Annotated in this window: 3 protein-coding genes; all 3 read right to left on the bottom strand. The window is 74.1% G+C overall.

What is annotated here, in order from left to right; genetic code table 11:
* The coding region (locus ABNT58_RS03465; RefSeq protein ID WP_348752119.1) for a protein phosphatase 2C domain-containing protein at positions 1–329 on the bottom strand (329 nt) is incomplete at its 3' end.
* Positions 330–355: 26 nt separating this feature from the next.
* Entirely contained in the window at positions 356–2,110 is a 1,755-nt protein-coding gene (gene tagH, locus ABNT58_RS03460) for a type VI secretion system-associated FHA domain protein TagH (RefSeq protein ID WP_348752118.1), read from the bottom strand.
* Positions 2,111–2,173: 63 nt separating this feature from the next.
* A partial coding sequence (locus tag ABNT58_RS03455; RefSeq protein ID WP_348752117.1) for a hypothetical protein occupies positions 2,174–2,742 on the bottom strand: 569 nt, incomplete at its 5' end.

The following is a 2,742-nucleotide window of genomic DNA, read 5'->3' as shown; positions in this document are numbered from 1 at the left end:
CGGTGGCGCACGAAGTCGATCACCAGGCCGACCACGGTGCTGAACATGTTGGCCCGCTCGGTGTGCGGCGTGCGGGCATCGATCACCGCGCGGTTGGTGTCGAACACCAGGTCGGTGAGTTGGCGCGCGCCGGTGGTGGGGCGCGCCGCAAAACCCTGCAGCATGCGCTCGACCACCAGCCGCGCGGCCACGCCGCCGCCGCCATGGCCGCCGGCACCATCGGCCAGCACGCAACACAACTCATCCACCGAGTGCCAGTGGCCGCAGGCATCTTCGTTGGCCTTGCGGCCTCCCATCTCCGAGAGGATGGCAACTTCAAGCGCAAGCATCTTGGGCGGTCCTGTGCGGGCGAGCGTCACTCGCCCCGTTGAAGCTGGTCGATGTGGGCCTCATAGGCCTTGCGGAACGCCTTGCCGAACAGCTCCTGGAAGTCGTCCGCCGCCTCGGCCGACAGCTGCGTGTACAGCTGCTGGAACTGTTCCCACAGCTGCGCCTTGCGGTTGCCGGCCAGCAGGCCCGCCAGCCCGCTGCGCTTGCTGATGCGCGCTTCCAGCACCGCGGGGTCGAAGCGCTGCAGCACGCCGTCCAGCGCGGCCCGCATGCCGGCCATCACGCCCAGCTGATGCGCCCGCAGGTCGTCGAAGGCATCGCGCATCGCGTCGGTGGGGCCCATGAAGCCCGGCGTGGGCGCGCCCAGCAGGTGCTTGAGCGCGACGTCCACGTTGGGCGAGAACTTCAGCGGGTTGTTCTCGCGCGCGGCCATCATCGTCACGTCGGCCCGCATCTCGCGCTTGAGCGCCGCGCGCGCCACCAGCAGCTCCACCGCACCGCGGGTGGCTTCACGCAGCAGCGCACCCAGCCGGCGCAGCTGCTCGGCGTCCAGGCCGCGCAGCTCGGCCGCGGGCAGGCCCAGGCCTTCAGCCAGCGCAGCCACCAGCGCGTCGGGTGCGGGGCCGGCCTGCGCCGGGGCCGCAGCGGCGGGCAGGGTCGCAGGCGCGGGCCGGGGGGCCGAAGGCGGGCGGATCCAGGTCTGCGGATCGGCCGCTTCCTGCACCGGCGCGGTGGCGCTGAGGGCGGGCGCCGGCGGCGCCGGCTCCACCGGCAGGTCGGGCGCCTCCATGCGGCGCACGCCGGGCAGTGTCACCACCTTGGTCTCGCGCGACGGATGGTTCCAGGACAGCACCGCGCCCGGTGGCACACCCGGCGGGGTGGCCGGCGCGGCGGGCGCAGCAGCTGGCGTCGCCTCGCGCAGCGGCTTGGCCATCCACGGCGTGTGCAGGTCCGACACATGGTCGGTGGCGGCGGCCGGCGGTGCATCGGGCTGCAGGCCCAGCGCGCGCAGCGGGTCGGCGTCGGCCGCGGTGTTGGGGCCGGCCACCGGCGCAGCCAGTGGCGAGCCGGCGAAAGGATCGGCAGGGGCCGCGCCGCTGCCGCCCCCCAGGCCGAACAAGGCATCGAGCGAATCGCTGCCCGAAGGCGCCTGCAGCGGCAGGTCGGGGATGTAGGGGTTGGCGGGCGCCGGTGCGGCCGGCGGTGCGCCCCAGCCGGGCGCCGGGGCGGGCGCCGGGGCGAACGGGTCCCAGTCGTCGGGGATGACGGCGCCCGCCGAGGCCGGCGGCGGGCTGGGCGCGGCGAACAGGGGCGGCGCGGCGGGCGCGGGCCAGGGCGCGGGCGCCGGCCCCGGCGTGGGCCCGAACGACTGCGTGAACAGCGGCGGTGGCGGCTTGGGTGCGGCAGCCGGTGGCCGGGCACCGCCGGCCTCGCCGAACAGGTCGGCGAACAAGTCCTTGGCGGTGGTCTGCTGGCCCTGCGTCACGCCGATCAGGTAACCGCCGATCTGCAGCGTGTCGCCATGCTTGAGCGGCGCTTCGCGGCCGTTGCCCAGCGGCGTGCCGTTGACCAGCACCGGGTTGCTGCCCCGGTCCACCAGCGCGAAGTTGCCGTGGCGGAAGACGACCTGCGCATGCACGCGCGAGATCGACCGTTCGGGGTCGGGCAGCACCAGCTGGTTGGTGTCGGCACGGCCGACGGTGCCGCCCAGCTCGTCGAAACTTGCAGCCAGACCGGCCGTTGGTTGACCGTTGAAGCTCTGGACGGTGAGAACGATCATGGGCGACGGCGGCACGACGAAAGGTAAGACCTCGCAAGCATAGCGGTCCCCGGCGCGGGCGTTTCAGCGCATCACGTGGCAATGGCCTTCCACCACACCCACGCGCAGCGGCCAGGCGTGGCGGCTGCCATCGGAGGCCGCTTCGGTGCGCAGGATGGGCTGGCCGGTGGCGTCCACACACTCCAGCAGGCGGCCGCCGGCGCAGGGCCGCAGCTGCACGTCGGGCAGCGCGGGCAGCACCATGCGCAGGGCCTTGGTGGCATGCAGCATCTGGATGCGCGCACGCCAGCGGGCGGCCAGCTCGGTCACCGGCTTCTGGTAGGCCACGGCCAGTTCCTCGAAGCGCAGCCGCGCGCCCTGGATGAAGGGCTCGGGGTCGCCCTTGGCCAGCGCGATGGCCAGCCCCTGCACGAAGCCGGCGACCAGCGGCTGGGCCGCGGCCGGCTCGGCCACCGGTGGCAGGTCGAGCCAGCGCCAGCGCGGGAAGCTGATCGGCAGCTCGGTGCTGCGCTGCGCGGCCAGCGGCGGCTGGTAGATCTCGCCTTCGGGCAGTGCGACCGACAGCTCGGCCAGGGTGCGTGCATTCAGCTCGCTGCCCAGGTGGCCGATGCGCGGCAGCAGCAGCCGCGCCT

The organism is uncultured Aquincola sp. (assembly GCF_964001545.1).
In the GTDB taxonomy this organism is placed as follows: domain Bacteria; phylum Pseudomonadota; class Gammaproteobacteria; order Burkholderiales; family Burkholderiaceae_C; genus Aquincola.
Note: the sequence above shows the minus strand (reverse complement) of the source record. Positions and strands in the feature narration are given on the sequence as shown.